The sequence below is a fragment of the Pseudonocardia sp. ICBG601 genome, assembly GCF_020496245.1.
On the sequence record NZ_JAHLJA010000029.1, the window covers coordinates 1 to 26792 of the forward strand.

Consider the following 26792-nt stretch of genomic DNA (forward strand, 5'->3'; position numbering starts at 1 on the left):
GACCTCACGGTCCGGTCCTACAACTGCCTCAAGCGCGAGGGCATCCACACGGTCGGCGAGCTCGTCGGCCGCAGCGAGGCGGACCTGCTCGACATCCGCAACTTCGGCGGCCAAGTCGATCGACGAGGTCAAGATGAAGCTCGTCGGCCTCGGCCTGGCCCTCAAGGACAGCCCGCCCGGGTCGCCCCGTCGGCGGCGGCGAGCGACTACGGCGTCGACGGTGGGAGCGGGTTCGACCCGGACACCTTCGGTGACGACGGTCAGGACTACGCAGAAACGGAGCAGTTGTAGCCATGCCCCAGCCCACCAAGGGTGCCCGCCTCGGCGGGTCACCCGCGCACCAGCGGCTGATCCTGGCCAACCTGGCGACCTCGCTGTTCGAACACGGCCGGATCACCACCACCGAGGCAAGGCCCGGCGGCTGCGTCCGTACGCGGAGCGGCTGATCACCAAGGCCAAGGCCGGCGACCTGCACAACCGGCGCGAGATCATGAAGGTGATCCGCGACAAGCGGTCGTGCACCGCCTCGTCACCGAGATCGGCCCGTTCTTCGCGGACCGCAACGGTGGCTACACCCGGATCACCAAGACGATGCCGCGCAAGGGCGACAACGCCCCGATGGCGGTCATCGAGCTGGTCCAGCAGAAGACGGTCACCGACGAGGCCAACCGTGCCCGTCGCGCGGCCGCCTCGCAGGAAGGCCCCGGCCGCGGCCGAGGTGACCGAGGCCAAGATCGAGCAGGCGCAGGCGACTCGACCGCGGCCGCCGAGGAGCTGAAGGGCGTCCGACCGTCACCGTCCCGAGGCCGCCCTACGGCGAGGGCTCGCACGCCCCGCTGGAGGACCCGGCCGAGGCCCCCCGAGGGCTTCGAGATCAAGGGCAACGAGGACTCGAAGCTCTACCACGTCCCCGGATCGGCGTTTCTACGACCGCACCGTGGCCGAGTCTGGTTTCGCACCGAGGAGGCCGCCGAGGCGGCCGGCTTCGCGAAGCCGGCGTCCCAGCAGGGGTCCGACTCCTGATCGGTCCGCACCACTCCGATGAGCCCGCCGTCACCGACGGCGGGCTCATCGGCGTTTCCGGGTTCCGGGTCGGGCACCGTGCGGCTGCGACTCGACGTCGCCTACGACGGCGCCGACTTCTCCGGGTGGGCGCAGCAGCCGACCCGGCGCACCGTGCAGGGCGTGCTCACCGAGGCACTGTCGACCGTGCTGCGCACCCCGCTGCGGCTCACCGTCGCCGGACGTACCGACGCCGGGTTGCACGCCTCAGGGCAGGTCTGTCACGTCGACCTCCCGGCGACCCTCGCCCGCAGATCGACGGTCTGCTGCGGCGGTTGAACCGGCTGCTGCCGCCGGACGTGCGGGTGCACGACCTCGGGCAGGTGCCCGACACTTCGACGCCCGCTTCTCCGCGCTGCGCCGCCACTACCGCTACCGGGTCACCACGGCCCCGTTCGGTGCCGAGCCGCTGCGGGCGCGGGGAGACCGTCGCCTGGCCGTACCCACTGGACCCGGAGCCGATGAACGCCGCCTCGGCGCTGCTGCTGGGCGAGCACGACTTCGCCGCGTTCTGCAAGCGCCGCGAGGGCGCGACGACCGTGCGCGCGCTGCAGCGCTTCGACTGGTCGCCCGCGCCGGGTGAGCCGGGTGTGCTCGTCGCGGCGGTCTCGGCGGACGCGTTCTGCCACTCGATGGTCCGCAGCCTGGTCGGCGCGGTGTTCGAGGTCGGCCGTGGTCGCAGGCCCGTCGACTGGCCCGCGGGGCTGCTGCGCCGCGAGGTGCGCGCCTCCGAGGTGACCGTCGCGCCGCCGCACGGCCTGTCGCTGACCGGCGTCGACTACCCCGCCGACGACGAGCTCGCCGCCCGCGCCGAGCGGACCCGGCGGATCCGGGTGCCGGGCGAGGGCTGAGCAGGCCCCGTCGCGACCGGCCCGGATGCGCGGACGGGGGCGAGCGGCCTCAGCCGATCGGCCGCACCCACGCCGGGTGCGGCGGCCCGGCGACGCGGTGGGTCCGGCGGGCGTCGAGCGCCAGGGCCACGCCCAGCCACACCAGCGACACCGACCAGCCGAGCAGGGCCAGCGAGCCGAGGACGTACAGCGGCTCGGTCGGCCCGGCGGACAGCCCGGCGGACTCGAGCAGCACCGACAGCGGGGCGCGCTCGGAGTCCTCGCTGTCGCCGAAGTCGGGCATCAGCAGCCCGCCGGCGAGCAGGAAGCCGGCGCAGGCGAGGAACGGGGCGGTCACCGCCGGGGTGAGGACGCGGCGTCGGATCACGGTCAGCGACAGGACCGTCGGCACCGTCAGCAGGGCCGGACCCACCAGGGTCATGATCAGGATGATGAGGAACCAGCCCGGTGCGGTGAACCGCAGGGCCACGAAGGCCAGGAGGGCGCTGGCCTGCAGGGCCACGTTCAGGTACGTCCGCATGCCGACGATCGTGGCGGACCGGGCCCGCCGGCGGAATCCGCAGGACTACCGACCGGACGGCCCAACCCGTGTCAACAGTCGGTTACCGAGGTTCCGTCCCGGGTGTCCCGGGAGTCAGAGTGACCCGATGACCACCGAGAACACCGTCGGCGTGGCCGCGGACCGCGGGTACGGCGACCGCATCGTCGCCGTCGAACCGGGCTCCACCGAGCCCGTACCGGACTCCGAGCGGCACGGCAGGCCGCGCCAGCTGTTCTGGACGTGGACCTCGCCGAACCTGGAGTTCGCGACGATCTTCGTCGGCGTGCTGTCGGTGACGGCGTTCGGGCAGACGGCGATCGCGGCGATCGCGGCGATCGTCGTCGGGAACCTGCTCGCCGCGATCGCCCACGGGATCCTGTCCGCCCGCGGACCGGCCGCCGGGGTGCCGCAGATGGTGCTGGGGCGGCTCGCCTTCGGTCACCGCGGCAACGCGCTGCCCGCCGCCCTGATGACGATCACCTCGGGCTTCGGCTGGTTCGCGGTGAACAGCGTCAGCGCCGCGTTCGCGCTGTCGGCGATCACCGGCGGCGGGACGGTCGCGTGGCTGGTGGCGGTGGTCGTCGTCCAGGTCGCCGTCGCGTTCTTCGGGCACAACCTGGTGCAGGCCTTCGAGCGGCTCGCGTTCCCGCTGCTCGCGCTCGTGCTCGGGGTCGGGGCGGTGCTGGTGCTCCTCGGGTCGGACCCGGGGGCGGCCGCGTCGCCGGACGGGGTGGGCGGGGTCGGCGGGTTCCTGCTGACCGTCGGCGCCGTGGTCGGGTACTCGGCGGGCTGGAGCCCGTACGCCGCCGACTACTCCCGCTACCTGCCCCGCTCGGTGTCGGCGCGCGCCACCGGTCTCGCCGCGGGCGGCGGCCTGTTCCTGTCCACCACGGTGTTCATGTCCGTCGGCGCGGCGTCGGTCGGGGCGGCGGCCGCGGCCGGGCTCGACTCGGACAACCCCGTCGCGAACTACACCGGCCTGCTGCCCGGCTGGCTGGCCGTGCTGACCCTGGTCGCCATCGCGGTCGGGGCGGTCGCGGCGAACGTCCTCAACGTCTACTCGGGGGCGATGGCGTTCCTAGCCCTCGGCATCGACGTGCCGCTGGCGCGGGCGCGTGCCGTCGTCGCGCTGGCGTTCGGGGCGGTCGGGTTCGTGATCGCGCTGGTCGCGCTCGGCGACGCCGCGGCCGGGTACGAGGCGTTCCTGCTGGTCGTCGTGTACTGGGTCGGGCCGTGGCTCGGCGTGGTGCTCACCGACCAGTGGCTGCGCCCGACCGACCTCGATCTGCTCTACGACCGCACGTACCGCAACCACGCGGGCCCGATCGCGCTCGGCGTCGGCGTCGTCGTGTCGGTGCTGCTGTTCGCCAACCAGGAGCTGTTCACCGGGCTGGTGCCGCGATTGCTGCCCGGGATCGGCGACGTGACCTTCCTGGTCGGGCTGGTGCTCTCGGCCGGGCTCTACGCGCTGCTGGTGCGCCGCACCGCCGTCGCGACGCACGGGGGGACGCGGTGACCGCGCTCATCCCGACCGTGGACCTGGCCGCGCCGGCCCCGGCCGCGGTGGACATCGCGTTGCAACGGGCCGGGTTCCTGCAGGTCGTCGGGCACGGTGTGCCGGACGCCGCGGCGCAGGCGGTGCGGGCCGCGGCGCGCGAGTTCTTCGCGCTGCCCGAGCCGGTCAAGCACGGCTACGCGGTCGGCGTCGGCGGACGGGGATGGCTGCCCCCCGGTGTCGAGGCCAACGACCGCGTCGAGGGCGGCGACTCCCCGCCCGACCTCAAGGAGTCCTTCGCGGTGGGGCCCTTCGCGCCGACCGGTGACCCGGACGTCGACGCGGTGTGGTTCCCGCCGAACGTCTGGCCGGAGCAGGTCCCGGCGCTGCGGGAGGCGGTGACCGCCTACTGCACGGCGATGACCCGCGTCGCCGGCGCGCTGCTGGAGCTGTGTGCGGGAGCGCTCGGGCAGGAGCCGTCGACGCTGCGCGACCTCGCGACCCACCCGACGTGGACGTTCAACATCAACCGCTACCCGCCGATGACCGAGACCGGGACACCGCTGCCCGGTCAGTTCCGGATCGGCCCGCACACCGACTTCGGCACCGTCACCCTGCTCGACCGGGAGCCCGGGGCGGGTGGGCTGCAGGTCGACGTCGAGGGGCACGGTTGGACCGACGCGCCGTACACCCCGGGTGCGCTGACGGTGAACGTCGGCGACCTGCTCGCGCACTGGACCGGGCACCGCTGGCGGGCCGGGCGGCACCGGGTGCTGCCGCCGCAGACCCACGCGCCGACCGAGGACCTGGTGTCGTTGGTGTTCTTCTTCGAGCTGGACCACGACGCCGTCGTCACGCCGCTGGCGCCGCCGCTCGGGCGCACGGCGCTGGAGCCGGTGGTGTCCGCGCCGTTCCTGCGCGAACGCCTCGACGCGATCTCGGTATAGGTTCGCGCGCATGGATCCGAGCTGGCTGGACGTCGCGGTGGAACAGGCCATGGCCGGGCTGGCCTCGGGGGGCATCCCGATCGGCGCCGCACTCGTCGGACCGGACGGGGAGGTGCTCGGGCGCGGCCACAACCGTCGCGTGCAGGACGGCGACCCGACGGTGCACGGCGAGACCGCGGCGTTCCGCGACGCGGGCCGCCGTCGCGACTACCGGTCCACGACGATGGTCACCACGCTCTCGCCCTGCTGGTACTGCTCGGGGCTGATCCGGCAGTTCGGGATCGGCGCGGTGCTCGTGGGGGAGGCCCGGACCTTCCACGGCGGCCACGACTGGCTGGCCGAGCACGGGGTGCGCGTGCAGGTGCTCGACGACGCGCGTTGCGTGGACATGATGACCGCGTTCGTCGCCGAGCGCCCCGACCTGTGGAACGAGGACATCGGCGTCGCGGAGTAGTGCTCAGCCCGCCGTGAGCGGGACGTCCGGGTCGAGCTCGATCGCGACCTCGCGCAACGCCGCGTCGAGCACCGACCAGACCCACCGGGCGAGGTGCTCGGCGAGCTCGTCGAGCGGCAGCGGGTCCGTCGAGGAGAGCCAGCGCTCGGTCGCCCCGTCGACCAGTCCGACCGCGCCCGCGGCCAGCGGCGCCGCGACGGTCGCGGGCAGCCCGGGGTAGCCCCCGGTCAGCAGACCGGTCATCCGGTCGGCGATGCGGTGCCGGATGTCGGTGACGGCCGTCGTGACCCCGGCGGCGCGCAGCACGTAGCGGTAGAGCTCGGTGTGCGCGGCCAGCCACCGCACGTGCGCCGCGATGGCGGCGACGAGCATCTCCCGCGGCGTCCCGCGCGGGCTCCACACCGGTGCGAGCGCCTCGGAGTAGAGGCCCAGCGCGGCCTCGGCGATCGCGCCCTGCAGGTCCTCCAGGCCGTCGAAGTGCCGGTACAGCGCGGGCCGGGGGACCCCGGCACGACCGGCGATCTGCTCGGTCGTGGCCTCCGGTCCGTGCTCGGCGATCGCGGCCATCGCGGCCTCGACGACCTCGGCCCGCCGGGCCGCCCGCTGCCCGGCCCAGCGGCGGGCGCGGCCGTCGCCGGGGGTCACGGATCCGTTCACCCGGCCATCATCCCGCTCCTGGTTGACACCGCGCCCGGCGCCACCCATGATCGGCCAGTAAGGGGTACGCGATGTACGGGATACTTTCTGTGCCAGATGCGACCCGCTCGTCGACGACGACCGGAGGACCGACGTGACCGAGACGGCGACCAATGACGGAACCGGCGCACGTCCGCGCAGGCTGACCGGCGGCGACGTCGGCATCCCGCCGCGCCACCTGGACTTCCGGCTGCCCGAGCAGATGGCCCGCTGGGCCTACGCCGACAACGCGACCGCGACGCTGTTCCTCGCGATGCTCTCGGCGATCTTCCCGCCGGGGGAGGACTTCTTCGTCCGCTCGGTGATCCACTTCCGGGACCGGGTGACCGAGCCCGAGCTGCGCGCCAGGGTCGCCGGGTTCACCGCGCAGGAGGTCATCCACAGCCGCGAGCACGACCGGCTCAACGAGGCGTTCCGCTCCCGCGGTTTCCCGGTGCACGTGCCGGAGGCCGCGGTCGCGCTCGCCCTGAAGGTCCTCGACCGCACCTCCCCGCGTCAGCAGCTCGCCTGCACCGCGCTGATGGAGCACTTCACCGCGGTGATGGCCGAGGACATCCTCGGCAGCGACGAGTTCGCCGAGCGGGTGCACGCCGACATCCGCGAGCTGTGGCACTGGCATGCGCTCGAGGAGCTCGAGCACAAGTCCGTGACCTGGGACGTCTACGAGCTCATCGGCACCGACGGCCCCGAGCGCGGCCGGGCCGCACCGCTGGTCGTCGCCACCGTGCTGCCCGCGGTCGTGTTCGGGTGGGTGTACCTGCTCGTGCAGCAGGGCGTCTGGCGACGGCCGCGGGACCTGCGCGAGGGCTACCGCCTGTTGTTCGGCCGTGGCCAGTTCCTGCGCCGCGTGCTGGGCCGGATGCCCGTCTTCGGGCGCCCGCGCTTCCACCCCGACCGGCACGACACCCGTGAGCTGGAGCAGCGCTGGCGCGACGCCCTCTTCGGCGAGGACGGCGCCCTGGCCGAGCAGTTGCGCCGTCCCCTCCGCGAGGCCTGACCCGGCCCCACGGCCGCGGCACCGGCCCGGGCCGCGCGCAGCGGTCAGGTGGCGTACTTCTACGCAGCGTCCGCGGATAGGGTCCGGTCGGGCCGCGGCGGTCCTACCGTCCGTGCGGTGCGCACCGATTCCGCCCCCGCGCGCGTGCAGCGCGCCCCGGCGACCCGCGACCAGGTCGACGCCCACCGCTTCGGTGTGCGCCGGATGGAGGCCGCCCTGGTGCGCGCGGACCCGGTGCCGCGGCACGAACAGATCCGGTCCCAGCATCGCGCGGTGTTCGCCGGGGTGCTGGTCGGGCTGCTCGCGCTCGGGGTGGCGGCGTTGCTGGCCCGGGTCGACCCGGCCACCGACTGGCGTTCCCGGGCGCTGGTGCAGGGGGAGCGCAGCGGTGTGCTCTACGCCGTGGTCCGTGCCCCCGACCGGTCCGAGCTGCTCGTGCCGGTGCCCGACCCGGTCGCCGGGCGGCTGGTCCTGGCCGCGCACGGACGCGACGACGGCGCCACCGCCGTGCCCGTCCCGGTGCCCGACGACGCGCTGGCCGCGGCGCCGCGCACCGCACCCGCCGCGGTGCCCGGCACCGTCGGCGTCCCGCTCGACGGGGTCCCGGTCCCGCCCGCGTGGGCGGTCTGCGACACCCGCGGTGAGGGCACCGGCACCGGCACCACGACGGTGCTGGCGGGGTCGCTCGGCCCCGCGCCGGCCGGTCCGGAACCGGTCGTCCTGCTGACCGCCGAGGGCAGCGCCACCTACCTCGTCCACGACGGCGCCCGGCACCGGCTCGACCCAGCCGACCGGAACGCCCTCGACGGCCTCGGCCTGCTCGGCGCGCCCGTCCGCCGGGTCGGCGACGGCCTGCTCTCCGCGATCCCGGAGGGCGCGCCGCTGCAGGTGCCCACGCCGGAGCCGACTCCCGTCGCGGGGCTGGGGCGGAGCGGGGAGGTCGTGCGCAGCCAGTCGCTCGGCGCCGGGTCGACGTACTTCCTGGTGGTCGACGGCGGGCTCGCCCGGATCCCGGTCACCCTCGCCGACGCAGTCCGCTCCCGGACCGGGCAGGCCGAGCCGGCGACGCTGCCGCCCGGCCTGGTCGACGACGTCCCGCAGACCCGGGTGCCCGGTGCCGAGGCGTGGCCCGCCGCCCGGGCCGAGGTGTCCGCCGTGACCGAGGTGCCGCCGGTGTTGTGCGGGACCTGGCGGGAGGGGCGGCGCGCACTCGTCGCGGGGACCGAGGAGCCGGTCGCGCCCGGCGCGGTCCGGGTGCGCCTGGCCGGTGCCGACGACGCTGGGCCCGCCCTCGACACCGTGGTGCTGCCGGTGACCGGTCCGGGGCCGCTGCGGACCGGGCCTGCCGACACCGGCGACGGCGACGGCGGGACGCGCCTGCTGCTCGCCGCCTCCGGCGCGGTGCACGGCGTCGCGGCCGCCGAGACCGGGCGGGCGCTGGGGATCGGGGTGGCGGGGGACGCTCCGGCGGAGATGGTGCGGCTGCTGCCGCGGGCGGGCGTGCTGAGCGTCGCGGCCGCGAGGGAGGTGGCGGACCTGCCGGGCTGACCGTGCGCCGCCGCGCACGGATCGGCCCCCATACAGGTCGGCCCCCACACGGATCGGCCCCCACACGGGTCGGCCCCACAGGGGGGCGGCCGCGCACGGGGGCGGCGGCGACACCGGCGGGCTGCGGGCGGCTGCTGGGCGAGCGGCTGTGCAGGGCAAGGAGTGTCGGAGGCCGGAGGTCAGGGGCGCCGGGGGCGGCGCCGCAGCCCCGCCAGCGCCGCGAAGAGCGCCCCGCCGACCGCCGCGACCGCCCCGACCCCGGCCACCGCCGGCAGGTCCGGCGGCGGGGTCGTCGCGAGCGGCAGCGGCGCCCGTCCCGCCCCGGGTGAGCCGGCGCGGTCGCCGGGACCGGCGGGACCGTCCGGGTCAGGAGCAGCGGCTCGGCGGTCAGCGCGGCCCCGGGGTCGAGCACGCCGTGGCCGGTGCGGCCGTCGCCCGCGGTGGGGCGGGCCGTGGCACGCAACCGGTCGGCGACCTGGCGCGGGGTGAGCATCGGGAACCGCTCGCGCAGCAGCGCCGCGGTCCCCGCGACCAGCGGTGCCGAGTACGACGTCCCGCGGACCACCGCGCCGTCCGGTCCGGACGGGCGGGGCAGGTCCTGGCCCGGGGCGGCGAGGTCCACCCAGGGACCGGGCACGGAGAAGTCGCCGGGGACGTCGTCGCCGTCGACCGCCCCGACGGCGAGGACCGAGTCGTAGGACGCGGGCAGCGGCCGCAGGTCCGGGTCGCCGGTGCAGGTGCCCGCCTCGTCGATGTTCCCGGCGGCGGCGACGACCAGCACCCCGGCCCGCTCGGCGTCGTCGACGGCCTCGCGCAGTGCGCCCCCCGCGGAGTCGACCTGCGCGGACGGCACGCACACCACCTCGGACACGTTGACGACGCTCGCACCGAGTGCGACGGCCCGGTCGATCGCCGCGGCCAGGGTGCGGATCTCGCCGGCGGGTCGCTCGGCGCCGTCGGTGCCGCGCACGGCGAACCGCCCAGAGGACTGGCGCAGCGACAGGATCCGCGCGCCGGGTGCCATGCCCGCGCCGAGCCCGGTGACCGGGTCGGCGGCCCCGGCGAGGAGCAGCGCGACGTCGGAGCCGTGGCCGTCGCAGTCGGTGAGACCGTCGCCGCCGGTGAGGTAGTCCCCGCCGCCGACGAGCCGTCCGGCCAGCCGGGGCAGCGGTGCGACCCCGGTGTCGACGACGGCGACGAGCTGCCCCGCGCCGGTCGCGAGCCCCGGTGGCGGCTGCGGGACCGCACCGCGGGCGGCGCCCGGGCCGTCGTCGCCGGGCGGGGTGCAGGCGCGGGTCTGCCGCAACCCGTCGGCCGGTCCCGGCGGCCCGGGATCGGCCGCCGCGACGGCCGGCCGCGTCCACACCCCTCCGCCTGCTCCCACACCTGCTGCGCGGGGTGTGGCGACCCCACAGGGGTGTGGACGGCGCAGGACATGGCGGGGGCGACGGGACCGGGCGTCGGGGGCGGGGTGGGCAGCGCGAGGACCGACGCGGCCAGCAGCGGCACCGCCAGCAGCGGCGCGATCCGCGGTGCTGCCGTCGGTGGGGCGGCAGTGGGGTGCCGGGCCGGTCCGGTCACAGGGTGCGGACCAGGGAGAACAGGCCCATCGCGGCCAGCGCGGCGGGCACGGCGGCGGCGGTGAGGACGAGCTCGCACACGTCGAGCGCCCGGCGGGCCCGGCGGCGACGGCGTTGCCCGTGCCGCCGCGGCCCCCAGCCCGACGGCGAGCAGCAGCCCGGCCGCCACGGCGAGCCGCGGCGCGGGGTCCAGCGCGAGCGCCGCCGGGACGGCGGCGGTGGCGACCGCGACCACCGCGGACCCGGTCAGGATGCGGGCCGGCGCGGGCTCGACGAGCGCACGGGCCCGCAGGAGCAGCACCGCCGCCGTCACCACCAGCAGCAGGCCACCGGTCCAGCCCCCGTCGCGGCGACGGCGCCCGCCCCGGCGGCGACGACCGCGGTGCCGGCCAGCGTCCCGGTGTGCAGCCCGCGGGCCAGCCCGGCCCGGGCGGTCAGCTCCGCGCCGGGCAGCACCTGCTCGGCGCCCGCGACGGAGTCGGCGTCGGTCGGGACGGCCGGGGCCGGGATCCCGGCCAGACGCAGCGCCAGCCGCGGCAGCAGCGGTCCGGCGGCGAGTGCCGGGGCCGCGAGACCGGCGGCGACGGCCGTCACCGGGGCCTCCAGCAGGAGCCGGGCCAGCGCCGCCACGGCGGTCCCGGACGCGGCCAGGGCCACCGCGAGCAGGACCGGGGACACCGCCCGGGCGATCGCCTGGCCCGCGGCGGCGGCCAGTCCGGCCCCGGCCGCGGCGAGCAGCAGCGCTCCCGCCCCGGCCGGTCCGGGCAGCGCGGTGAGCCCGGCCGTCGCCGCGGCGGGAACCGCGCAGAGTGCGGCGGCGGTCGTGAGCCGGTCGTCGTAGCGGCCGCGGTGGGCGACCATCAGCGCACCGACGGCGCCCGCGGCGGCGAGTGCGCACGCCCACGGCCGCCACGGTCCGTCCACGGTGGACAGCACGGCGCCCGCGGCGGCCGTCGCCAGGGCCGCCGCGGCGGTGCCGGACCAGCGCGCCGTCCCGGCGGCGTCGGCCGCCTCGCGCACCGCGCCGGCGACGGTCTCGGCGGCGTCGTCGAGGACGGGCGGCGCGGGTGCCGGGCGCGGCGGGCCCAGGTGCAGCAGCTCGCCCTCGCGGACGCCGAGCTCGTCGAGGGTGGCGGCCGCGGGCAGCGGTCCGCCCGCGGGCCCGGTGAAACCGCCACGCCTGCGGGATGTCCGCGGTGGCGCGGCCCAGCAGCTCACGCACCATCGGGACCAGCTCGGCGACGGCGACGTCGGCGGGCAGCGCCACGTCGAGGCGCCCGCGTGGGGTGTGCACCCCGACCCGGGTCCAACGGCCGGGCACGGGCCCGGCCGTGTCGGCGGACGTCGCGTCGCCGGGGTCGGTCGCGGCCGGTACGGGCAGGACGGAGGTCACGAGCGGCTCCCTGACGGATCTCTCCGAACGGCCCCGGCGGGCCCGGGGCGGCTGCGAGTATCCGACGGCCGCGGTGCCGCCGTGGGCGTTCGGGAGAACCGTGAACGGGAGGCAGGCGATGGCGGGAACCGTCGGGATGCGACGTCCGCGGCGCTCGGTGCCCGAGCTGCCCGGCGGCGAGCTGGTGCTCGAACCGCCGCCCGAGCCGGAGCGCCCGGTCCCCGGCGGCCTCGTGCAACGGCTGCTGCCGCTGGCGATGGTCGGCGGCGCGCTGCTGTTCGTCGTGCTGGGGCGCGGGGACACGAGCACGTGGCTGTTCGGCGGGATGTTCGCGTTGTCCGCGCTGGGCATGCTGGCCGGCGGTGGCCGCGGCGCCGGAGCACGCACCGCGACGATGGACGAGGACCGCCGCGACTACCTGCGCTACCTCGACGTCCTCGGCGGGCGGGCCCGCGCGATCGCCGCCGAGCAGCGGCACGCGCTGGAGACCGTGCACCCCGACCCGGCAGCCTGGCCGGACGTGCTCGCCGCGGATCGGCTGTGGGAGCGCCGCCCCGGCGACGACGACTTCGGCCGCCTGCGGGCCGGGCGCGGCACGCAGCGGCTCGCCACCCGGCTCACCGCGCCGCACACCGGTCCGATGGAGACACTCGAACCGCTGTCCGCACTGGCGCTGCGCCGGTTCCTGCGCCGTTGGTCCACGGTGGACGATCTCCCGGTGGCCGTCGACACCCGCGCGTCGGCGACGATCTGGCTCGAGCCGGACCCGGACGCCGCACCGGTGCTCGACCTCGCCAGGGCGCTGGTCGCCCAGTACGTCACCTGGCACGGTCCCGACGACGCGCGGCTCGCCGTCGTCGCACCGGGGGGTGCGGCTGCGCGCTGGGAGTGGGCGAAGTGGCTGCCGCACGTGGCGCATCCGCGGCGCACCGACGCCGTCGGGCCGGTCCGGATGATCACCGACGACCCGGACCGGGTGCGGCGCTGGTGGGTGGACGAGCCGTCCGCGGCCCAGCAGCACCTGCTCGTCGTGCTGGACGGGGCGGCCGACACCCCCGGTGCCTGGGCCGGGCTGCCCGGCGTCACGGTGCTGCGGCTGGGGCCCGCGGGCGGGCGCAGACCCGCGGCGTCGGTGCTGCGTCTGGCCGCCGGCACCGGGCCCGACGGCGTGCGCACGCTGCGCCGCGGCGGGCCGGGCGGCCGGGAGGTCGGTGTCCCCGACGGGCTCGTCGTCGCCGAGGCACTGGCGCTGGCGCGGCGGCTCGCGCGCTACCGCCCGGACGGTACCGCCGACGTCGTCGCGTCCGGTGTGGATAGTTCGGCGGCCGGGCTGCCGTCGCTGCTCAGTCTGTCCACGACGGACCCCGGCGGCGTCGCGGTGCTGCGGTCGCGACGGGGCCCCGCGGAGCGGCTGCGGGTCCCGCTGGGCACCGACGGCGGCGGCCGACCGGTGCTGCTCGACCTCAAGGAGTCCGCACAGGGCGGTGCGGGGCCGCACGGGCTGTGCATCGGCGCGACCGGCTCCGGCAAGAGCGAGCTGCTGCGCACGCTGGTCCTCGGGCTGGTCGCGACGCACACCGCCGAGGAGCTCAACCTGGTGCTCGTCGACTTCAAGGGCGGCGCGACGTTCCTCGGGCTCGCCGGGCTGCCGCACACCTCCGCGGTGATCACCAACCTGGCCGAGGAGCTGACCCTGGTCGACCGGATGGCCGACGCGCTCGCCGGGGAGATCACCCGTCGCCAGGAGGTACTGCGCGCCGCGGGGAACCTGTCGTCGCTGGCCGAGCACGACGCGCTGCGTCGGGACGGGGCGCCGCTGGACCCGCTGCCGTCGCTGCTGGTCGTCGTCGACGAGTTCTCCGAGCTGCTCGCCCAGCGGCCGGAGATGATCGACCTGATGGTGACGATCGGCCGGCTCGGCCGTTCCCTCGGGATCCACCTGCTGCTGGCCTCGCAGCGCCTGGAGGAGGGCCGGCTGCGCGGCCTGGAGTCGCACCTGTCCTACCGGATCGCGCTGCGCACGTTTTCCGCCGCGGAGTCCCGCGCGGTGCTGGGCGTGCCCGACGCGCACCTGCTCCCGCCGACGCCCGGCGCCGCGTACCTGTCCGCGGGCACCGACGAGCTCGTGCGCTTCCGGGCCGCCTACGTCTCCGGCCCGGACACCCCGCGCCCCGCGCGCCGGCGGGCCCCGGGGGCGCCGCGGGTCGCGCTGCCGTTCCGCGCGGGCCCGGTGGCGCTGCCCGCCTCGGTGCAGCTCCCGGCGCCGGACCCCGCGCCGGCCCCCACCGGCACCGTTCTCGACCGCATCGCCGAGGCGGTGTCCGGGCCCGGCCCGCGCGCGCACCGGGTGTGGCTGCCGCCGCTCGCGGAGCCGCCGCCGCTGCCGGTGGTGCTGGGCGACCCGCTGGTCCGGACCGGGCGGGGGCTGTGCGCGCCGGGGCCGGTGGGACGGCTCGCCGCGCCGATCGGTCTGGTCGACCGGCCCTACGCCCAGCGGCGCGACCCGCTGGTGCTGGACCTGTCCGGCGCGGCCGGGCACCTCGCCGTCGTCGGGGGGCCGCGGTCGGGGAAGTCGACCGCGCTGCGCACCGTCGTCACCGCGCTCGCGCTCACCCACACCCCGGCCGAGCTGGGCGTGCACGTGCTCGACCTGGGTGGCGGGACCCTGGCACCGCTGGCCGGGCTGCCGCACGTCGGGACCGTCGCCGACCGTCGCGGCACCGACCTGGTGCGTCGGGTGGTGGCCGAGACCGTCTCCGCCGTCGACGAGCGCGAGCAGCTGTTCGCCGCGCACGGCGTCGCCGGGATCGAGGAGTTCCGGGCCCGTCGCGCCGCGGGCGGCTTCGCCGAGGTGCCCGCCACCGACCTGTTGCTGGTCGTCGACGGCTACGCGGCGCTGCGCGCCGGGTTCGAGGACCTGGACGAGAAGCTGACCGCGCTCGCCGCCCGCGGGCTCGCCTACGGCGTGCACCTCGCGCTGTCCGCGGCCCGCTGGGCCGAGATCCGGCCGGCGCTCAAGGACCAGCTCGGCAGCCGCGTCGAGCTGCGGCTGGGTGACCCGTCGGACTCCGAGGTGGACCGGCGTCGTGCCGCGGCCGTGCCGGCGCTGCCCGGGCAGGGCCTGTCCGCCGACGGCGAGGCCACCGTCCTCGCCGCGCCCTGCCTGGTACCCGGCACCGACCCCGCCCGGGCGATCGACGACGCCTGGGACGGCCCGTCGGTCGGCCCGGTGCGGCTGCTGCCCGCCCGGATCGAGGTCGCCGAGCTCCCGCCCGGACCGGGCCGCGGGCCCGCGCTCGGCGTCGACGAGGACCGGCTCGCCACCGTCGAGCTCGACCCGGACGAGCCGCACCTGCTCTGCTTCGCCGACTCCGGTGGCGGCAAGACGACGCTGCTGCGGATCCTCGCCCAGGGCATCGCCGCGCGGTGGACGCCCGACCGGGCGCGGATCGTCGTCGTCGACCACCGGCGGACGCTGCTCGGCGGGATCCCGCAGAGCCACCTGCTCGCGCACACCTCCACCGCGCAGGCCACCACCGACGCCTGCGCCGAGATCGCGGGCTCCCTCGGACGGCGGCTGCCCGGTCCGGACGTCACCCCGGCCCAGCTGCGGGAACGGTCCTGGTGGAGCGGACCGGACGTGTGGCTGCTCGTCGACGACTACGACCTCGTCGTCCCCGCGGCCGGGTCGACCGGGACGCACCCGCTGCTCGCGCTCGCCGAGTACCTGCCGCAGGCCCGCGACGTCGGGCTGCACGTCGTCCTCGCGCGGCGCACCGGCGGCGCCGGGCGGGCGCTCTTCGACCCGGTCCTCGGGCGGCTGCGCGAGCTCGGCGCCCCCGGCCTGGTCGGCTCCGGCGGCCCCGACGAAGGTGCGCTGCTGGAGAAGGTCCGCCCCGGGCCGATGCCGCCCGGACGGGCCGTGCTGGTCGACCGGCGGGCCGGGGCGCGCCGGGTGCAGCTGGCCTGGACCGAGCCGGGGTGAGCGGCGTCGCGGTCGCCGTGCACGACTGCCGCGACGCGGTGCTGCTCGCCGCCGCCGACGCCGGCGGGCTGCGCCTGGTCGCCGCGGCTCCACCCGGCACACCCCCGGCGACGGCCGTCGCGGACTTCTTCGGCGACGATCCGCCCGGCGTAGTCGTCCGGGTCGGGACGACGGCGGGCGGTGCCTTCCCCGGAGGTCCGCGGGTGCTGGTGGTCCCGGCCTCGGTCGCGGTGCTCGCGGCCGAACCGGAGCTGCCGGACGGGCCGGTCCTGGTCGTCGACGACGACGGCGCGACCCTCGTGCGCGACGGGGTGCCGGAGCCGGTGGGGGAGCCGGGCACCGACCTCTCGGACCTCGCTGACCTCTCGGACCTCGCTGACCCCGGGGGTCTCGCGGCGCTCGTGCGGGCGACCGGTGCGGAGCTGGTCGTGGTCGCGGGGACGGTCGGCCCGCTCCTCGTGGCGGACGCCCCGGATCGGCGCGCCGGGTCCGGTGCCTGCCCGGACCGTCGGGGGGACGACCGTGGGCCGGGCCCCGGGACGGCCGGGTGCGCGGACGGCCGGGACCCGGCGCGGCCCGCGGATCGTGCCGGATCCCGGCTGCCCCGCCCGGTGCTGCCCTGCCCGGTGCGTGTCGCCGGGCTGCGTCCCGCCGGCGGCGAGCCCTGGGGTCCGGAGGTGGCGGCGGTGGTCGGGGCGGCCGTGCTCGGGGCCGGTGTGTCCACCGACACCGGGCCGGACACCTGGCCGGGCTCACGGCCGGTCACCGAGCCGGGCCTCGGGCCGGGCACCGAGCCCGGACCGGCCCCCGGCGGCGGCCCCGGTCCTGGCCCGGGCGCCGGGCGTACCGCCCCCTGGCCCGGTGACCCCGGCGCGGGAGCGGGCCCGGCGGAGCCGGGACCGGCCGGGGCACCCGTCCCCGCCACCCCGCTCGCGGACGGCCCGGACCGGGCCCGGGCGGCGATCGTCGTCGCCGGGGCGCTGGGCGCGGTCCTGCTCGGCGCCGGGCTGCTCCTGGCGGGCCCGCACCCGGCGCCACCGGCCGGGGCGACGGTCGTCCAGTACGGCTACGCCGCCACCCTGCCCACCGGCTGGGAGCACACCGGCGGCGACCCGCAGCGTCGACGGGTGCTGCTCACCCCGGTCGGCGGCCCCGACGGTGCCGACCTGCTCGTGCTGGAGCGCAGCCCGCTCGGCTACGACGCCGGACGCGAGCCCGACCGTGCCCGTCGCGAGCTCGCCGCGCTGGTCGACGGGGAGGGCCCGGCGAGCGCGACGGTCGGCGGGCGGCCGGTCCTGCGGTGGAGCGAGGACCCCGGCGACGGGACCGTCGTCGACTGGCACGTCGTGTTCGACGGCTCCGACCAGCTCGTCGCCGGGTGCCGCAGGCCCGCCGCCGCCCCGGTCGCGCCCGCCTGCGTCGAGGTCGTCGCCTCGCTGCACCGGGTGCGGTGACCCGGGCGGCGTTCCCGGTCGCGAACGGTCCGCGCCGTTCGGCCACGGCGGCCCGGCCGCCCTGCCACTGTGCGCGGGCCGGGGACACCGCGTCCCCGGGCCCGGTCGCCGGACACCCGACCGGCCGGGCGACGGGACGGGGACGAGGTGGGGTCCATGGCCGACGGGTTCGGTACGACGACCGAGGAGATGGTGCGCGCGGCGGGCCAGGTGCGGGCGGTGAGCGACGCCGTCAACGGCGAGCTCGCCCGCCTGCGCAGCCAGCTGGGGCCGCTGCAGGGCCAGTGGTCCGGCAGCGCGGCGACGGCGTTCGCCCAGCTGATGGCCAAGTGGGACACCGAGGCGCGGCGGCTGAACGAGGCGCTGGGCGCGATCGGTGAGCAGCTCAGCGGCACGGCGACGACGTACCAGCAGCAGGAGGACCAGAACCGCACCGCCATCACGTCGGTGCTCGGGTGAGGGGGAGCTACACCGTGGGATCCGAGATCAAGGTCACCTTCAGCGCGCTCGAGCGGGCGTCGGTCGACACCGTCGCGACGACCGCGCGCATCAACTCCCAGCTCGAGGACCTGCGGCGCTACCTGGCGCCGATGGTCGGGGCCTGGACCGGCGACGCGGCCAGCACCTACCAGGCGTCGCAGCAGAAGTGGGACACCTCGGCGGCCGAGCTGACCACCACGCTGGGCACCATCGGGAAGCTGGTCGGCCAGGCCGGTCAGAACTACCGCGCCACCGAGCAGGCGAACCGGGCCCGGTTCGCCTGCCCCCCGGTCCGGGGGCCCGGACGACCCCCTTGCGTCCGCCCCCGGAACCGGCGGGTACGCTTGGCTCTCGTTGTGCAGCGGTGGAGACCCGCGGGCGCCGTCCTCCGGCGACAGCGGCGGGATCGAGCGTCCCTCCGGCGTCCACCAGCAGCACGCTGAGGAACCAGAGACTAGAGAGTGGGCCGGAACCCGTGCGGACGGCCCACCAGCCGAGAACGACGACGAGGTAGATCCGTGCCCACGTACAGCCCCAAGCCCGGCGACATCCAGCACGCCTGGCACGTGATCGACGCCGAGGACGTGCGCCTCGGTCGGCTCGCCACCCACGCTGCCACGCTGCTGCGCGGGAAGCACAAGCCGACCTACGCCCCGCACGTCGACAACGGCGACTTCGTGGTCATCGTGAACGCGGAGAAGATCTCGGTGTCCGGCAACAAGCGGGCCGACAAGTTCGTCTACCGCCACTCCGGCTTCCCGGGTGGCCTCCGCCAGCGCTCCGTCGGCGAGATGATCGACAGCCAGCCCGACCGCCTCGTCGAGAAGGCGATCAAGGGCATGCTGCCGAAGAACCGCCTCGGCCGCGCCATGGCCAAGAAGCTGAAGGTCTACGCCGGCCCGGCGCACCCGCACGAGGCCCAGAAGCCGCAGCCGTTCGAGATCAAGCAGGTCAGCCAGTGACCACCCCGAGCAACGAAGAGGGACAGCCCGTGACCAGCCCCGAGAACGGACCCGACGAGGTCGTCGACGCGGTCGAGACCGAGGGTGCGGCCGCCGAGGCGACCGAGACCGAGGCCGCCGACACCGAGGTCGCCGACGTCGACTACACCATCGGTGACGCCGCCGACTTCGACGCCGACGAGTTCGCCGCCGAGGCCCCCGTGCTGGGCGACCGCCCGGTCCAGACCGTCGGCCGCCGCAAGGAGGCCGTCGTCCGCGTCCGGCTGCTGCCGGGCACCGGCGGGTTCACCCTGAACGGCAAGCCGCTCGAGGTGTACTTCCCGAACAAGCTGCACCAGCAGATCGTGAAGGAGCCGCTGGTCCTCGTCGAGAAGACCGAGCGCTTCGACATCTTCGCCAACCTCAAGGGTGGCGGCACCGCGGGTCAGGCCGGCGCTCTGCGTCTGGCGATCGCCCGTGCGCTGGTCGAGCTGGACTCCGAGGACCGCCCGCCCCTGAAGAAGGCCGGCTGGCTGACCCGTGACGCCCGCGCCGTCGAGCGCAAGAAGTACGGCCTCAAGAAGGCCCGTAAGGCGCCCCAGTACTCCAAGCGCTGATCGCACACCGGATGCCTCGTCTCTTCGGAACCGACGGCGTCCGGGGCCTGGCCAACGGCGAACTCCTCACTCCGGAGTTCGCCGTTGGTGTCTGTGCCTCGGCCGCCCGCACGCTCTCGAACGGCTCCGGCCGCCGGCCCCTCGCGGTCGTCGGACGCGACCCCCGCGCGAGCGGCGAGATGCTCGAGGCCGCGGTCGTCGCCGGGCTCACCTCGGCCGGTGCGGACGCGATCCGGGTCGGCGTGCTGCCGACCCCGGGCGTCGCGCACCTGGTCGCCGAGACCGGCGCCGACCTCGGCGTGATGATCTCCGCGTCGCACAACCCGATGCCCGACAACGGCATCAAGCTCTTCGCCGCGGGCGGTCACAAGCTGCCCGACGACGTCGAGGACGCGATCGAGCAGCAGTTCGCCGAGGGTCTCGGTGCCCGACCGACCGGTGACGGCATCGGCCGGGTCTGGGACGCGCCGGACGCCACCGACGTCTACGTCGCGCACCTGCTGTCCGCCGCACCGGGCTCGCTGTCCGGGCTGCGCGTGGTCGTCGACTGCGCGCACGGCGCCGCGGCGCTGGCCGCGCCGGAGGCCTACCGGCAGGCGGGCGCCGACGTGATCGCGCTGCACGCCGAGCCGGACGGTCTCAACATCAACGACGGCGTCGGGTCCACCCACCTGGACCTGCTGCGGTCCGCGGTCCTGGAGCACGGCGCCGATCTCGGCATCGCCCACGACGGTGACGCCGACCGCTGCCTGGCCGTGGACGCGACCGGTGCGGTCGTCGACGGTGACCGGATCATGGCGGTGCTGGCACTCGCCATGCGCGAGGCCGGCGAGCTCGCGCACGACACGCTCGTCGCCACGGTGATGAGCAACCTGGGCCTGCACATCGCCATGCGCGAGGCCGGGATCACCCTGGACACCACCAAGGTCGGCGACCGCTACGTGCTGGAACGGCTGCGCGAGGGCGGGTTCACCCTCGGCGGCGAGCAGTCCGGGCACGTGGTGCTGCCGGGCCACGCCACGACCGGCGACGGTCTGCTCACCGCCCTGCGGCTGATGTCGCGGGTCGCGCAGACCGGCACCCCGCTGGCCGAGCTGGCCTCGGTGGTCACGGTGCTGCCGCAGGTGCTGCGCAACGTGCCCGTCGCGGACAAGGACGCGGTCGCCGCGTCGGCGGACGTGGCCGAGGCCGTCGCGAAGGCCGAGGCGGAGCTGGGCGACACCGGCCGGGTGCTGCTGCGCCCGTCGGGCACCGAGCAGCTCGTCCGCGTGATGGTCGAGGCGCCCAGCGAGGACGAGGCCGATGCCGTCGCGGGCCGGCTGGCCGAGATCGTCGCCGCCGCGCGCTGACCGACGCACGCCGATCGGGGCCGTCACCCACACCGGGTGGCGGCCCCGACGTCGTCCGTGCGGCCTGCCGCGACACCGGTTCGCGATGGCGAACCGGATCCGCGCGTCCGGGCCTGCCGGCGCGGGCCCGTCGCCATGCTGGGGCGATGCGACCGGACGTGCGGCGGGACCCCGATGCGCTGGACCGCGCGGCCCGCGGGCTGGCGGACCTGGCTGCCGGGCTGACCGAGGCCCCCGCGACCGGCCCCGGTGACGGGGACCGCGCGGTCCGGCTGCGGCGGGTCGCGGACGAGCTGGCGTCGCTGGCCGACGCGGCCCGGCGCGCCGCGGCCACCGCCCGGGTGGTGGACACCGCCGCGGCCACCGCGTTCCGGGACGTTCCCGACCCCCGGCCCGGCCCCGGCGGGGCGGGACCGTGCTGACCGGCGGCCCGGACGCCGGCGCCGCGGACCAGGCGACAGCCCTGCGGGCGCTGGTGGACCGGCTCGACGACACCGCCGGTCTGCTCGCCGGGATCCGCGCCGCCGTCGCCGCCGCGTGGGACGACCCGGCCGGCGAGGCGGTGACGGCCCGGCTCGACCTCGTCGGGCGCGAGGTGGGCCGGCTGGCCGACGAGGCCGCGCGCGACGCGACCCGGGCGGAGGACGCCGTCCCCGGCATGCGGCTGCCCGGTCTCACCGGGACGCGCGTCACCGACCGCCGCGGTCCCGTGGCCCCCTCGCTCGCCGGCCCGTACGAGCGCTGAGCAGGCGGAACGGCCTCAGAGGTCCGAGGCCACCAGGTCCGCCTCGATCCCCGCGGCGGCCTCCAGCAGGCGCGGCAGGTGCCGCCCGGTCAGCTCCTCCCGTGAGGCCACGCCGACGTGGGTGGACACGTTGACCGCGGCGATCACCCGCCCCGACCGGTTCCGCACCGGCGCGGCGATCCCCCGCAGGCCGTCCTCGAGCTCCTGTTCCACCAGCGCCCAGCCCTGCTCCCGCGCGGCGACGACCGCCTCGCGCAGGGCCGCCACGTCGCGCACCGTGTGGTCGGTGCGCCGCTGCACCGTCACCGACGCCAGGTGCGCGTCGAGCTCGTCGTCGGGCAGGCCGGCCAGCAGCACCCGGCCCATCGACGTCGCCCACGCCTCGTACCGGGTGCCGACGGTGATGCGCAGCCTGCTCAGCCGGGAGCTCTGCGCCAGGGCCAGGTACACGACGTCCGGTCCGTCGAGCTCGGTGAGCGACGCGGTCTCCCGCAGCTCGTAGGACATCGCCTGCAGGTGCGGCAGCGCGACGTCGACCAGCGACAGCCCGGACAGGTAGGCGTAGCCGAGCTCCAGCACCCGCGGCGTCAGCTCGAAGCGGTCCCGCCCGGAGCGGCGCGCGTAGCCGAGGTCGACGAGCGTCAGCAGCAGTCGCCGGGCCGTCGCCCGGTCCAGGTCGGTGCGGGACGCGACCTCGCTCAGCGTCATCGACGGCGTGTCCGGCCCGAACGCGCGGACCACCCGGAACGCCCGCTCCACCGCCCGCACGAAGTGGCGTTCCTGGCCGGCCGGCTCCGCCGTCATCGGACCCCTCTCCCGTCGGACGCCCGACCCTACCGGCGGGCCGGAAGCGCCCCGGTCTTGCGACCAGTGCTCGGCGCGCCGTACGGTTGTGCGCACGGCACACGAGTGTGCGCACAGCGCACAACGCAAGGACGCGTACAGGAGAAGGTCATGACACAGGTGTCATCAGCCCAGCTGCCGGGCGCACCGGCCGGAGCACGGCGTGCCGCTGCCGGCTCGTTCGTCGGCGCCGTCGTCGAGTGGTACGACTTCCTCCTCTACGGGGTCGTCGCCGCACTGGTGTTCCCGAATCATGATGGTCATCACACACGTCTGCCAAAGTCCCAGGTCAGAGCACCCTACCGCACCGGAGAGACCCCTGATGATCGAGCCCCTCGTCGGAACCGACACGCTGCCACCGTACGAACCTGACATGTTTGCGACACTGGGTCCCGCGATCGTGAGGTGGTCCCTGGAGAACGGTCTCCGGGTCCTCGACGGCAAGTCTGCGGGCGCTTTGTTCGTACCCACGCGGTCGTAGTACGCGTTCATTTGCCACTGGTACCGGCTACGCGACGACGGAGAGTTCTACTACCGTGGCGGCGCGATTAGGCTCGCGCGCGGCTCGCTGAAGTCTCCGCTGGGAGCCTGGCTCGCGACCGTGGAACTCACGGGGCCCGTGCGATTCAATGGGTTCCAGTCTCGGAACCGCTGCGGTGAGCTCCTGGGTCGACGGCAGTCGATGCCACTGATTCAGATCGCGGCGGTCTCGGAGAGCCAGACTTAGAACACGTTCAACTATGTTGCGGGCTGGAACGCGCGCGGCACAGAACTCGTCAAGAACTACGATCTGGACCCCGGCAAGAAGCACATCTTCTCGCCGGGGGCCCGTAACGTAGCCGGTGGCAAAATCACCGTGGTCTCCTCGCGGGCTGCCACGATTCGCGGCTCTCGCCCGACATTGGTCATCGCGGACGAGTGTTCCGAGTGGACGGTGTCCAACGGTGGTCGACGCTTGTGGGAGACCATTGACGACAACGCGACGAAGGTCGACGGTTCCCGGGTGCTCGCACTCATGAACACATGGTCACCGGGCTCGGGCTCCGTCGCGGAAGACATCTACGATAGCTGGCTTAACGAACGCACTGGTGCTACAGTGAACGAGCGTCCGCTGTTGTATTGGTCGCGGGAGGCATCCGCAGACACCGATTGGTCGGACCCGGCGTCGATCGAACGGACACTGGCATACATTTACGATGAGTGTCCGTGGGTGAACCAGTCGTAGGTTCTGTCAAAGATCATGGCGCCGATGAAACCCGTGGCGAGCTCCATGCGCGAATTCGGGAATCTGATCGTGTCGGACCTGAGTTCATGGGTTTCGAAACAGGACTGGGACGCCAACGCGTGTGACGATCGAATCGTCGATGGCGACGAGATCGTGCTGGCTCTAGACCCGGCGCTCACCGAAGACGCCACGGTCCTTATCGGCTGTCGACTGTCGGACGGGCTCGCACAGCCGCTATTCACGTGGGACCCAGCGACGATGCATCGGGACCTGGACGTGGCGGCGCTCGACGCGGCTGTCGCGGACGCATTCGATCGGTTTCAGGTCCGCGCGTTCGCTGCGGACGTACATCCGTTGGAAGGTCGCGTGTTGGTGGACTGGCCGACCGCGTACGGCGATCGGCTGTGGCTTGATGCGTCGGCGAAGCACCTGATTGGTTTCGACATGCGCGCGTTGAAGCTCGATGTCGCGCGGGCCGCAGAACTCGTCGCAGACGACATCGCGAACAAGTCGTGCCCGCATGTCGGGGACCCGCTGTTGACGACGCATGTGGTCAACGCTCAGCGCCGCCCGTATCGAGAATACGTGTCGCTGGGGCGCGGTCACCGGGACCGTAAGATCGATGGTGCGGTGTCGTTGGTACTCGCACGACTCATGCGCCGATCGGTGTTGGAGTCCGACGCGTACACACGGCGATCTCAGGGCTCAAAGGTAGTGGTGTTTCGGTGATGCCGGATGTGGAGCTGATCGAGCGGTTGCTCGCGACGGGCAGCAGCCTCTAGTGGAAGCGGCGGACGCGGGACCGCTATTATCGAGGCTCGTAGCGCCTGGCGATGCTGGGTCTTGCGACGCCGCCGGAAATGCAGTCGCTTCAGACGGTGGTGAACTGGTGCCGGACCACGGTGGACGCGTTAGCCGAACGACTCGATGTCAGCGGTTTCCGCACGGGTGATCCGGGCGCCGATGAGCTGCTGTGGTCGTGGTGGAAGCGCAACGACATGGTGGTTGCCTCCGATGCGGCGCACACGGAAGCTCTCGTGCAAGGCATCGCGTTTGTGGTCGTCGGCCGTGATCCGGACGAGCCGTCGGTGCCGCGTTATACGGTGGAGTCTTCCGAGGCGCTTACGGTGGAGTTCGACCAGTTCGGGCGTCACTTGCGGGCGGCTCTGCGCCGTTACATTGAGCCGGAGACCGGCGAGCTGTTCGTGACGTTGTATGGGCCGAACGTCACGAGAAGCTACCAGCAGCGTCATGCGCGCTGGCATCTCGTGGACGAGGACGAACACCGGTTGGGTGTCGTGCCGGTCGTGCCGGTGGTCAACAGGTCTCGGGTCACCGACTGGTTCGGTGAGACCGAGATGAAAGACGTGATGACCATCGTGGACGCGGTGTGTCGGACGGCGACTAATCTGTCGGCGGCGTCGGAGACACTGGCGGTGCCGTCGAGGTACGTGATCGGTGCATCGCGCGATGACTTCGTGGACGCGGAAACCGGCGAGCCGATCCCGGTGTGGGAGGGCTATCTCGGCCGGTTGAACGCGCTGAGCAACGCTGAGGCCCGCGTGGTGCAGCTCGACGGGGCAAGCCTTGAGAACTTCACGAAGACGATTGAGCTGTACGGCAAGGTCGTGTCGTCGTTGACGGGCCTACCGGTGCACTATCTGGGGATTTCGCCGAACGGGAATCCGAGTTCTGCCGATGCGATCCGCTCGGGCGAGTCGCGGCATGTCAAGCGTGCTGAACGTAAGCAGTCTGGGTTCGGCTCCGCGTGGTCGCAGGTCAGTGACATCGCGTTGCGGCTGGTCGCGGGTGCACAGTTACCGGTGTCGACGACGTGGTCGGATGCGTCGACGCCCACGGTGGCGGCGAAAGCTGATGCGGTCGTGAAGCTCGTGCAGTCGCGGATTCTGCCGGTGGAAGGCGCGTGGCTGGAACTCGGCTATGACGCGGACAAGCGGGCCTTGTACCGGTCGCTGATGTCGGGTGATCCGTTGCAGCAGGTACTTGAGTCGTTGGTGCCGCCACCGCGCGAGGAAGCTCCACGCGGTGCGGTTGAGTGAGTTCAAGCGGTCCCAGAACGTCGTCGCGGCTCGTGTGAGTGTGGCAGCAGCGTCGGTGTTGACGCCGCTGTTGGATGCGGAGCCGGTCGAGTCTGATGTCGTCGCGGTCGCGGGCGCGTTGGAGTCCACGGTGCTCGGCGCCCGTCGGGTGCTGGAGCACCTGGCGGACGAGTTCTACCAGAGTCAACGTGACGTTCACGTCGGCGCGCGGTCGCATGTCAGCTTACCGTAGCGGCGCTATGGCTCTTCGGCGCTCGCGTCGGGTCTCGCGCGTGTGGGTCTGCGGCCGGGGCACCGGTTCACGTCGTTGCCACACGCGGTAGCGACCGTGACTCGACACACACGTGCTGCGCCACGGTTGCGAGTCATGGACCTGACGCACACAGATCGGGCCGCGCTCGGCTTCGCGCGCACCAGCGGCGGCACGTCGTCGTGTGCGTTTTGCCTGATGTTGATCAGCCGTGGGCCCGTGTACCGGTCGGCTGTCAGCGCGGGAGCCATGACGAGTTTCCACAATCACTGTGATTGCGTCGTCGTACCGGTGTTCACGAAACATTCATTTCCAGGTCGCGCAGAGTTCATGCGCGCAGAGCAGCAGTGGATCGATTCCACACGAGGAGGCTTATTCAGGGCCCGTGAAATAACGATCTAGCCCGGCGTGTCGGGTTGGGCGACAGCCCGTCCATCGCGAAGATTAATTTGCCGAATCAATCCAAGATGAACGGGTTGTCGCAGTATGTACTATACCACTGGCTTTCGGCGTGATGAGATTCAGGATCTTGCCGCTCTGGTGCATGAGCAGGATCAGCGGAACGCGACTGGCCTGCGACGGCCTTGGCCGCCGATTCTGGGATTGTTCTGGTCGGTGGTGATCACGTTGGCGTATCTGCGCGGGAATCGTGTGCAGTGGGAGTTGGCGGAAACCTACGGGGTGTCGCAGTCGACGGTCAGTCGAGCGATCGCGGGGGTGACACCGTTGCTGGCGCAGGCACTGCGGAGTGTCGTTCCGACGGCGGAGGAGCTTCGTGCCGATCGGCAGTACATCATCGACGGAACCCTACTGCCCTGCTGGTCATGGACCGCCGTACCAGGTCTGTGGTCGGGCAAGCATCGCACCACCGGCGTCGTCGTCCAGGTCGCAGCCACCCTGGAAGGGCAGCTGTCGTGGATCTCCGACCCGACCCCAGGCTCCCGACACGACCTACATTGCCTCGACCAATCCGGCGCCCTCGACCACCTCGCCACATACCCACCGATCGGCGATAAAGGCTACATCGGGCGCGGCATGCTCACCCCGTTCAAAAAACAACCCGGCCGGGAACTTCTCGACTGGCAGAAAACATTCAACAAGAGCCTCAACCGCACACGCGCCACCATCGAGCGAGTCATCGCCCATATCAAAACGTGGAAAGTTCTCCACACAGACTACCGCCGACCCTACGCCACATTTAAAACGACGATCTCGGCAGTCATCGGACTCATCTTCTACGCACTTACCTGACGGAGCCTGAATAAGCCTCGAGGCACCA

The 26792-nt window shown here is 74.3% G+C and carries 22 protein-coding genes and 5 pseudogenes; 21 read left to right on the plus strand and 6 right to left on the minus strand.

Annotation, left to right across the window (positions count from 1 at the left end; translation table 11 throughout):
• The 3 pseudogenes from KPL57_RS10580 to truA form a co-directional block, all read left to right on the plus strand.
• Positions 1 to 291 (plus strand): annotated as a pseudogene (locus KPL57_RS10580) (DNA-directed RNA polymerase subunit alpha C-terminal domain-containing protein); the annotation flags it as partial.
• 2 nt (positions 292 to 293) lie between these two features.
• Positions 294 to 778, plus strand: a pseudogene (gene rplQ, locus KPL57_RS10585) (50S ribosomal protein L17).
• Between the two features lie 329 nt (positions 779 to 1107).
• A pseudogene (truA, locus tag KPL57_RS10590) lies at positions 1108 to 1913 on the plus strand (tRNA pseudouridine(38-40) synthase TruA).
• Between the two features lie 49 nt (positions 1914 to 1962).
• Here the strand turns inward: truA and KPL57_RS10595 are convergent.
• Positions 1963 to 2433, minus strand: coding sequence for a hypothetical protein (locus KPL57_RS10595; protein WP_226351457.1), 471 nt, complete (start codon positions 2431 to 2433; stop codon positions 1963 to 1965).
• A 127-nt stretch (positions 2434 to 2560) separates the two neighbouring features.
• Here KPL57_RS10595 and KPL57_RS10600 point away from each other — a divergent pair, with 127 nt between their 5' ends.
• The 3 genes from KPL57_RS10600 to KPL57_RS10610 are packed head-to-tail and all read left to right on the plus strand — an operon-like array spanning position 2561 to position 5350.
• Entirely contained in the window at positions 2561 to 3970 is a 1410-nt protein-coding gene (locus KPL57_RS10600; RefSeq protein WP_226351458.1) for a cytosine permease, read from the plus strand.
• Entirely contained in the window at positions 3967 to 4896 is a 930-nt protein-coding gene (locus KPL57_RS10605) for an isopenicillin N synthase family oxygenase (protein WP_226351459.1), read from the plus strand. Before KPL57_RS10600 ends, KPL57_RS10605 begins: the two co-directional genes overlap by 4 nt.
• A 10-nt stretch (positions 4897 to 4906) precedes the next feature.
• Positions 4907 to 5350 (plus strand): nucleoside deaminase, encoded by a 444-nt coding sequence (locus KPL57_RS10610; protein ID WP_226351460.1) that lies wholly within the window; start codon positions 4907 to 4909, stop codon positions 5348 to 5350.
• Between the two features lie 3 nt (positions 5351 to 5353).
• Here the strand turns inward: KPL57_RS10610 and KPL57_RS10615 are convergent, their stop codons facing one another.
• Positions 5354 to 6007 (minus strand): TetR/AcrR family transcriptional regulator, encoded by a 654-nt coding sequence (locus tag KPL57_RS10615; protein WP_226351461.1) that lies wholly within the window; start codon positions 6005 to 6007, stop codon positions 5354 to 5356.
• Between the two features lie 133 nt (positions 6008 to 6140).
• On the opposite strand from KPL57_RS10615, the gene KPL57_RS10620 reads away from it, so the two are divergent.
• On the plus strand, positions 6141 to 7043 hold the full coding sequence (locus tag KPL57_RS10620; protein ID WP_226351462.1) for a metal-dependent hydrolase: 903 nt from the start codon (positions 6141 to 6143) through the stop codon (positions 7041 to 7043).
• Between the two features lie 117 nt (positions 7044 to 7160).
• The gene (eccB, locus tag KPL57_RS10625) at positions 7161 to 8591 is read left to right on the plus strand and encodes a type VII secretion protein EccB (protein ID WP_226351463.1); all 1431 of its coding nucleotides are present in this window, start codon (positions 7161 to 7163) and stop codon (positions 8589 to 8591) included.
• Positions 8592 to 8967: 376 nt separating this feature from the next.
• On the opposite strand, the pseudogene KPL57_RS71995 reads toward eccB, so the two are convergent.
• The 3 genes and pseudogenes from KPL57_RS71995 to KPL57_RS72000 all read right to left on the minus strand — a co-directional run.
• Positions 8968 to 9975: pseudogene (locus KPL57_RS71995) on the minus strand (S8 family serine peptidase); the annotation flags it as partial.
• A gap of 505 nt (positions 9976 to 10480) precedes the next feature.
• Positions 10481 to 11389: a type VII secretion integral membrane protein EccD gene (gene eccD / locus KPL57_RS10635; RefSeq protein WP_226351464.1), complete on the minus strand. Its 909-nt coding sequence runs from the start codon at positions 11387 to 11389 to the stop codon at positions 10481 to 10483.
• Positions 11382 to 11564, minus strand: a pseudogene (locus tag KPL57_RS72000) (EsaB/YukD family protein); the annotation flags it as partial. The pseudogene KPL57_RS72000 and the gene eccD, both read right to left, overlap by 8 nt.
• Before the next feature lie 118 nt (positions 11565 to 11682).
• Between KPL57_RS72000 and eccCa the strand changes: the two are divergent.
• The 9 genes from eccCa to KPL57_RS10685 all read left to right on the plus strand — a co-directional run bounded on the left by eccCa (position 11683) and on the right by KPL57_RS10685 (position 21135).
• Entirely contained in the window at positions 11683 to 15549 is a 3867-nt protein-coding gene (gene eccCa, locus KPL57_RS10645) for a type VII secretion protein EccCa (RefSeq protein WP_226351465.1), read from the plus strand.
• On the plus strand, positions 15546 to 17003 hold the full coding sequence (locus KPL57_RS69560; RefSeq protein ID WP_226351466.1) for a type VII secretion-associated protein: 1458 nt from the start codon (positions 15546 to 15548) through the stop codon (positions 17001 to 17003). The genes eccCa and KPL57_RS69560 overlap by 4 nt, the downstream gene beginning before the upstream one ends.
• Before the next feature lie 156 nt (positions 17004 to 17159).
• The gene (locus KPL57_RS10655; protein ID WP_226351467.1) at positions 17160 to 17462 is read left to right on the plus strand and encodes a WXG100 family type VII secretion target; all 303 of its coding nucleotides are present in this window, start codon (positions 17160 to 17162) and stop codon (positions 17460 to 17462) included.
• 14 nt (positions 17463 to 17476) lie between these two features.
• The gene (locus tag KPL57_RS10660; RefSeq protein WP_226351468.1) at positions 17477 to 17926 is read left to right on the plus strand and encodes a WXG100 family type VII secretion target; all 450 of its coding nucleotides are present in this window, start codon (positions 17477 to 17479) and stop codon (positions 17924 to 17926) included.
• A gap of 75 nt (positions 17927 to 18001) precedes the next feature.
• Positions 18002 to 18445 (plus strand): 50S ribosomal protein L13, encoded by a 444-nt coding sequence (gene rplM / locus KPL57_RS10665; RefSeq protein ID WP_020622762.1) that lies wholly within the window; start codon positions 18002 to 18004, stop codon positions 18443 to 18445.
• A 29-nt stretch (positions 18446 to 18474) separates the two neighbouring features.
• Positions 18475 to 19041 (plus strand): 30S ribosomal protein S9, encoded by a 567-nt coding sequence (rpsI, locus tag KPL57_RS10670; RefSeq protein WP_043277021.1) that lies wholly within the window; start codon positions 18475 to 18477, stop codon positions 19039 to 19041.
• Between the two features lie 11 nt (positions 19042 to 19052).
• Positions 19053 to 20390, plus strand: coding sequence for a phosphoglucosamine mutase (gene glmM / locus KPL57_RS10675; RefSeq protein ID WP_075310174.1), 1338 nt, complete (start codon positions 19053 to 19055; stop codon positions 20388 to 20390).
• Between the two features lie 146 nt (positions 20391 to 20536).
• A complete protein-coding gene (locus KPL57_RS10680; protein ID WP_226351469.1) occupies positions 20537 to 20812 on the plus strand; it encodes a hypothetical protein in 276 nt (91 codons plus the stop codon).
• Positions 20806 to 21135: a hypothetical protein gene (locus tag KPL57_RS10685; RefSeq protein WP_075333887.1), complete on the plus strand. Its 330-nt coding sequence runs from the start codon at positions 20806 to 20808 to the stop codon at positions 21133 to 21135. The genes KPL57_RS10680 and KPL57_RS10685 overlap by 7 nt, the downstream gene beginning before the upstream one ends.
• A gap of 15 nt (positions 21136 to 21150) precedes the next feature.
• Here KPL57_RS10685 and KPL57_RS10690 read toward each other — a convergent pair whose 3' ends face one another.
• On the minus strand, positions 21151 to 21939 hold the full coding sequence (locus KPL57_RS10690; protein ID WP_226351470.1) for an IclR family transcriptional regulator C-terminal domain-containing protein: 789 nt from the start codon (positions 21937 to 21939) through the stop codon (positions 21151 to 21153).
• Positions 21940 to 23227: 1288 nt separating this feature from the next.
• On the opposite strand from KPL57_RS10690, the gene KPL57_RS10695 reads away from it, so the two are divergent.
• The 4 genes from KPL57_RS10695 (at position 23228) to KPL57_RS10710 (ending at position 26764) form a co-directional block, all read left to right on the plus strand.
• Positions 23228 to 23932, plus strand: coding sequence for a hypothetical protein (locus KPL57_RS10695; RefSeq protein WP_226351471.1), 705 nt, complete (start codon positions 23228 to 23230; stop codon positions 23930 to 23932).
• Positions 23933 to 24036: 104 nt separating this feature from the next.
• Positions 24037 to 25263: a phage portal protein gene (locus tag KPL57_RS10700; RefSeq protein WP_226351472.1), complete on the plus strand. Its 1227-nt coding sequence runs from the start codon at positions 24037 to 24039 to the stop codon at positions 25261 to 25263.
• Complete coding sequence (locus KPL57_RS10705) at positions 25256 to 25495, plus strand: hypothetical protein (RefSeq protein WP_226351473.1); 240 nt, start codon at positions 25256 to 25258, stop codon at positions 25493 to 25495. Before KPL57_RS10700 ends, KPL57_RS10705 begins: the two co-directional genes overlap by 8 nt.
• 504 nt (positions 25496 to 25999) lie before the next feature.
• Positions 26000 to 26764: a transposase family protein gene (locus KPL57_RS10710; RefSeq protein WP_226351474.1), complete on the plus strand. Its 765-nt coding sequence runs from the start codon at positions 26000 to 26002 to the stop codon at positions 26762 to 26764.
• Positions 26765 to 26792 lie beyond the last annotated feature (28 nt).